The 6,003-nt window shown below is 43.6% G+C and carries 4 protein-coding genes; all 4 read left to right on the top strand.

All coding sequences use genetic code 11. The features are described 5' to 3' along the window. Window positions 1-36: 36 nt before the first annotated feature. Window positions 37-879, top strand: a complete 843-nt coding sequence (locus tag BUB35_RS14390) for a tyrosine-type recombinase/integrase (RefSeq protein ID WP_072852879.1) — start codon at window positions 37-39, stop codon at window positions 877-879. After that, window positions 833-1,114: a hypothetical protein gene (locus BUB35_RS19305; RefSeq protein ID WP_143185464.1), complete on the top strand. Its 282-nt coding sequence runs from the start codon at window positions 833-835 to the stop codon at window positions 1,112-1,114. The genes BUB35_RS14390 and BUB35_RS19305 overlap by 47 nt, the downstream gene beginning before the upstream one ends. 109 nt (window positions 1,115-1,223) lie before the next feature. Next, a complete protein-coding gene (locus tag BUB35_RS14385; protein WP_072852877.1) occupies window positions 1,224-5,600 on the top strand; it encodes an S-layer homology domain-containing protein in 4,377 nt (1,458 codons plus the stop codon). 228 nt (window positions 5,601-5,828) lie between these two features. Further along, window positions 5,829-6,003 (top strand): IS200/IS605 family transposase (gene tnpA / locus BUB35_RS14380; protein ID WP_143185465.1); only part of this gene is annotated, 175 nt, incomplete at its 3' end.

Raw genomic sequence — 6,003 nt, 5'->3', positions numbered from 1 at the left:
GACAGAAGGGGAATTTCGTTATAACGAGTGAGAAAAATGGAAGAAATCAAGTTTACAGAGGAAACAATTGAAGACTTTTTGCAGGAAAAAATAAAATCTGGCAATAAACCGGAAACCATTGCGGAATATCGCCGGATTTTACAGAAGTTCCAAAAGGAACTTTTGCCGGAGGATGTGCTGCGGGAAAACACCTTGCAGCAATGGAAAAACACCATGCAGCAGGAAGGAAAGCTGGCAGTGCGTACCATCAACCGCAGGCTGGCAGTGGTGAATCAGTATCTGCATTTTATGGGAGAAAGAAATTGGCAGGTATCCTGTATGCCGCTGGGAGATACGGAACAAACCGTTTTACAGCGTGGGGAGTATATTCGTTTGCTGCAGGCGGCAAAACAGCAGAAAAAAGAGCAGCTTTATTTCATCATCAAGTCCATTTGCACATTAGGTCTGCATATTTGGGAACTGCCCCAAATGACAGTGGATTTCGTAAAGAAAGGCAGCGGGATTTTCAGCGGCAATGGGCAGGAAAGAAAGGTTGTCATACCACGGTCATTCCAGCGGGAATTGGTGGACTATTGCAAACGCAGCAATATGGAACATGGCGCCATTTTCCGCTCCCAAAGAGGAACAAACATTCATCGCATTACCATCAACGCAGCCATGAAGCAGTTGTGTCAGATGGCAGATGTGGCGCCGGAGAAGGTAAATCCTAGATGTCTTTTACGGCTTTATGAACAGACACAAAAACAGCTGCAGGACAACGTGTCCATGCTGCTGCTGCAGTATTATGACAAGCTTTTGGAAGCAGAAGAAATGATGACAGGTTGGGAAACCTATGAAGATCCCATATCTGTGGAGGATAAGTCTGCTTCTGGTCAGTGATGTAAGATCAGGAACTGCTGACAAGTTTTATCAAACAGTGTGGTTGGCAGCGCCTATCTTGATAAATGGTTTTCTCGTTAGAAAGGGGAACCCAGTACCAAAGATGACAATCGGCAAGAAGAAACAGAAGGCGACTCAGGAAAACGCGGGAGACGGGATTTTGTCTTCTGTATACACGAAAGGGACGCTTGTTTTCGTAGAGAGAGGAGGAGAGAAAGGAAAAGAACATGTCTGAGCATGTCATCTGCTTGGACAGAACAGTGTTTATGCAAAAGTATTGCGCATAGATGCGGGGTATGGGTGCGGAACCATTGCCGCACCATAAATGAAGGAGGAGTGAGAGAATGAGAAACAAAGTGAAGCAGACGCTGAGCTTCCTGTTGACATTCGTCATGCTGTGCAGCTTGCTGCCGGCAATGGCATTGGCCAAGGAGCCAGAGGGACGCTACGAAGAGGTAGCAGGGGTTGGAGCCCTTGTGAACGATGCGCAAGTTCATGTATTTACCACAAAAGGTGCTGGTAATATTGAACTGACAGGTATCAATAAAGTTGAGACTACTTTCCCACAAGGAAGTGGTTACAGAGAATACACCGCCACTACAAATGAAGGGTGGGTATTTGATACCTGGAGGTATGAACAGCTGCAAAATGGTGAAGATTTAGGAAACCGTGAGGATGAGTGGTTTGGAACAAGATATTCTTTTACCAATTCAGGCGATAATTGGCGTGATCCTTATACAGAAGGGAATACAACCATTTCTGTTAATCGTCTGACAACACATGGAGAAGTGGCAGGAAAGCCGATTATCTACAATATCTATGCGGATTTCAACCCCACCATCACAGCAACCGCTGGGGAAAACGGCACGATTTCCGGTTCTGACAAACCTGTAGAAGTGGAATATGGTACAAGTCAGGCATTTGACATCAAAGCGGATACCGGATATATCATTGACACCATTACAGTAGATGGCAAGGATATTGCGGAAGGTAAAAACGAAGAATCCTATACATATACCTTTGAAAATGTCATTGCACCTCACACCATTGATGTGACATTCAGAGTAAAACCAGATCCTGGCCAGTGCATTGTTAGTTATGTGGTACAAGGTGACATTCCCGCAGATTATCAGGCTCCAGAAGCGGATATTGTGAAGGAAGGCGAAACCTATACAGTAAAAAGTGTGCCCGAACCTGTAGTGGACTACGAATTTAGTGGCTGGTATGATGAAGACCAGAATATTGTTACAGAATTTACAGTTACAGGTGATGTTACACTGACTGGCATTTGGACATATACAGGCGAAAAAGATCTTTGGGATACCGTATATGGTACGATCCGTGTGTATATGGATGAAGGAACAGAAGCAGACTTCAATAACCTGCCAGGTTTGAACCTTAACAAACAGGTACGTCTTTATAGTGAGAAATATCTTACAGATGGATATCGTTTGTGCGGATATGAACCCATTAACGATTTCTGGTACACTACCAATGCAAAAGGTGTAACTGCAAGGGATATTTCTGAAATCGTATTGGCGAAGGATAAATTGGTTGGTTCCAGTGAAAAGATCAGTATTCCCATGACAGGAAACGATGATTATCAGGTAACTGTCAGCGAAGGGAAAGATAAGTTTGGTTTGATACCTTATACTTATCTGAAAATTGAAATTTCCAAAAAAGAACCTGTGGAAGAAACCGTTACACTGACCTATGACGCAAATGGCGGTACAGGTGCTCCGGAAACTGCGACAGTAAATAAAAATACAGAGGATTATGTTTTAAACATAGACACAACCCCTACCCGTGAACCTGTGGATGGCAGAGATGTTGAATTCAAGGGTTGGAGTGCAGATGAAGCGGTTATCAATCAGGTGTATGAAAAAGATAACGTGCCTGCAACTGTAACAACCATTGATATTGCAGAAGAAAATGTAACTGTTTATGCCGTATGGGCTTATAAGGAAGAACCTCCTGTAGGAACAGTTATGCTGAACTATGACGCAAATGGCGGCACAGGAGCTCCTGCAAGTGCAACCGTAAATAAAAATACGGAAGTTACATTGGATAGCACAACAACACCTACACATGCAGAAGCCGCTGGTAAATATGTAACATTTGCTGGCTGGAGTAACGATGAAACTGTAAAAGGTGTGATTTATGAAAAAGGCAGTGAACCTACGACAGTGGACAAAGTGACTGTTGGGGAAACAGATGTAACTGTTTATGCTGTATGGGTTTACGGCGATCCTGTTGACCCTGTTGATCCTCCTGAACCTCCCACATGGGATCATTCCAAAGACAAAACCGCAACAGAATTGGATAACAATTTCAACTCCAGAGTAACTCTTTCTCTGCCTTCCGCTGAAAAAGAACTGGTGTCTGATGTGGTATTCGTACTGGATAAATCCAGCTGCGAAGAAGATGTAACAACGGAGGCACTGGCAATGTTGGCGGATTTGGGTGCAAGTGTGAAAGATACAGGCGCATCTATCAAAGTTGGTGCGGTACAGTTTGCAGGCAGAGCTGTTGTTTCTTGTGAGCTGACAGAACTGACAGAGGAAGCCATTGCAGAAGGCGGCGCGATTTACAGCGGATTGAAAGATGGAAAAATCAAGAGTGGTACCAACTTGCAGGCAGGTCTTTTGGAAGCACAGAAAATGCTGGAAGCAGACAAAGATGTAGAAGACAGCAGAAAATATGTCATTGTCATCACAGATGGGTTGACCAGACAGTTCTTGGCGGAAAATGGAACGCTGATGACAATTTATAATGGTCTGGATGCAGATGGCGGTCGTGTTTGGGGTTCTCCTTCCGGCTGGTGTGTTGCAAATGGATTTGTAGACGGTGAATACGGAATTCCTGGCGGAGATTGGGACACTTATTATGCAGCAGTAAATGAAAATGTTGAAAAAGATGGAAATACATATGCACATGATTACGATGTATATGGTTCAACGCCTTCAGGTGAAAATATTCCTGATCCTTATGTACCTCAAGGGGAAACTAGTTTGACACATGCCCTTTGCTTGGATCGTGCAATTTACGAAGCAGACAAAGTATATTCTGAACTGGAAGCTGCAAACTATCACTGCTATGCTGTGTTTGCAGATAATTCCGCAGCAAATACTTTGGGCAAAGCTTTTGTAGACTATCTGAATGATGGCGCAGTTCTGGATTTTGATGCAATCCAGAATGACATTTATTACCTGCTGGATGCCGGCTCTCAGGTTGTCGACATCATTGGTCAGGGGAAAGACAATAAGGGCAATGACTACAACTTTGACGTTGTAAATCTGGAAAATATGACCATCACTGTTGGTGGCGCAGAACTGAATAAAGAAATGATCCAGTCTGATGAATTCCCTGGAAGCACTACTTATGGTTTCTTTAAGGGTGAAATCGCAGATGGTAACTACGATTTTGTAGTAACTTATTATCCAGATGGTGTGGCAGACGCAGACGGTGAAACCCGAGAACATTTTGTTTGGAGCATCAATGTGCCTGTTGGAAACTTTGCCCCTGCACAGTTCTCCTACGATGTACATTTGACAAATCCTCAGAAAGCAAAAGGCGAATATAAGGTAGAAACCAACGTGGAAGCCGTTTTGACACCTAAGGATTCCAATGGTACAGCAGGCAAACCGGAAACATTCCCTGTGCCTGAACTGACTTATGAAGTCAAAGGCGGCGGCAGCACAACAGAACACCTGATGACAGTTATCGTAGAAGGCAAAGGTAATGTCGTTGTAAAAGATGTTCAGACTGTTGGTGCAAACGATACAGAAGTTGTAGAAATTCCTTTTGGCGTTGAAAAACAGAAATTCGAAATGGAAGCAGCTGATGGCTGGAAACTGGACAAAGTAGAAGTTACCATTAATGGCAAAACAGAAAATCTGGGCGATGTAGACAAATATGAAATGGATGAAAGCTTGATTGATGGCGCTGTACTGAAAGCTGTCTTTGTGAAAGACAATGATGGTGGTTCCGGTGGCGGCAGTCATAGACCAAACAACAAGCCTGATGAAACACCAGAAGCACTGAACGGTGACGATCACTTCGATTATGTGGTTGGTTATTCCGATGGTCTGGTTCATCCAGAACGCAATATCACCCGTGCAGAAGTGGCATCCATCTTCTTCCGTCTGCTGCAGGATGATGTAAGAGAAAAGAATCTGACAGATCAGAATCCTTTCAACGACGTATTTACAGATGATTGGTTCAATGTCGCTGTATCCACCATGTATGATATGGATATCGTATACGGCAGAGATAACAACAACTTTGATCCCAATGCGTATATCACTCGTGCAGAATTTGCAGCCATTGCAGCACGTTTTGACAGTGAAGGCTACAGCGGTGAAAACCTGTTTACCGACATTGAAGGTCACTGGGCAGCAAACCAGATCAATCGTGCAGCTGAAAAAGGCTGGATCAGCGGTTATCCCGACGGCACTTTTGGTCCTGACCGTTACATCACTCGTGCGGAAGCAGTGACAATGATCAACCGCGTGCTGAATCGTCTGCCTGAAAGCGCAGATGCACTGCATGAAGATATGAATGTGTTCCCTGATAACATGGATACAACTGCATGGTACTATCTGGCAATCCAGGAAGCAACCAGCAGCCATGAATACGAAAAAGACAAAGACGGCGTTTATGAAACATGGACAGACGTTCTGCCTGATCGTGACTGGGCACAGTATCTGAAACTGAATTGAGTTTAAACAGCGGCGCGGCATGCCTAGTCGCTCCGTAAGTAAATGAAGATAGCTGGAATTCTTTTGATAAAAAGGATTCCAGCTATTTTATTGTACGCCGAACAGGTATGACAAAACCCCCAGTTCAACTGGGGGTAGGTAAAAATACTTTAGTATAAGAAAGAAACCTCCTGCGTTATAATGAAAATGGTCTGGCAACCAAAATTATAGAAGCAGGAGGTTTTGTCAATGAATGACATAAGAAGTTTATCACATTCCAAATGGAGATGCAAATATCATATTGTTTTTGCACCTAAATATCGCAGACAGGTGATTTATAAAAAGTTAAAAGCAGATATTGGGAGGATATTAAGAGAATTATGTGAAAGGAAAGGTGTAAATATTGTAGAGGCGGAGTGTTGTT

It is taken from the genome of Anaerotignum lactatifermentans DSM 14214 (genome assembly GCF_900142265.1).
Lineage (GTDB): Bacteria > Bacillota > Clostridia > Lachnospirales > Anaerotignaceae > Anaerotignum > Anaerotignum lactatifermentans.
The sequence above is the reverse complement of the archived record's forward strand: the minus strand, read 5'-3'. Positions and strand labels throughout refer to the sequence as shown.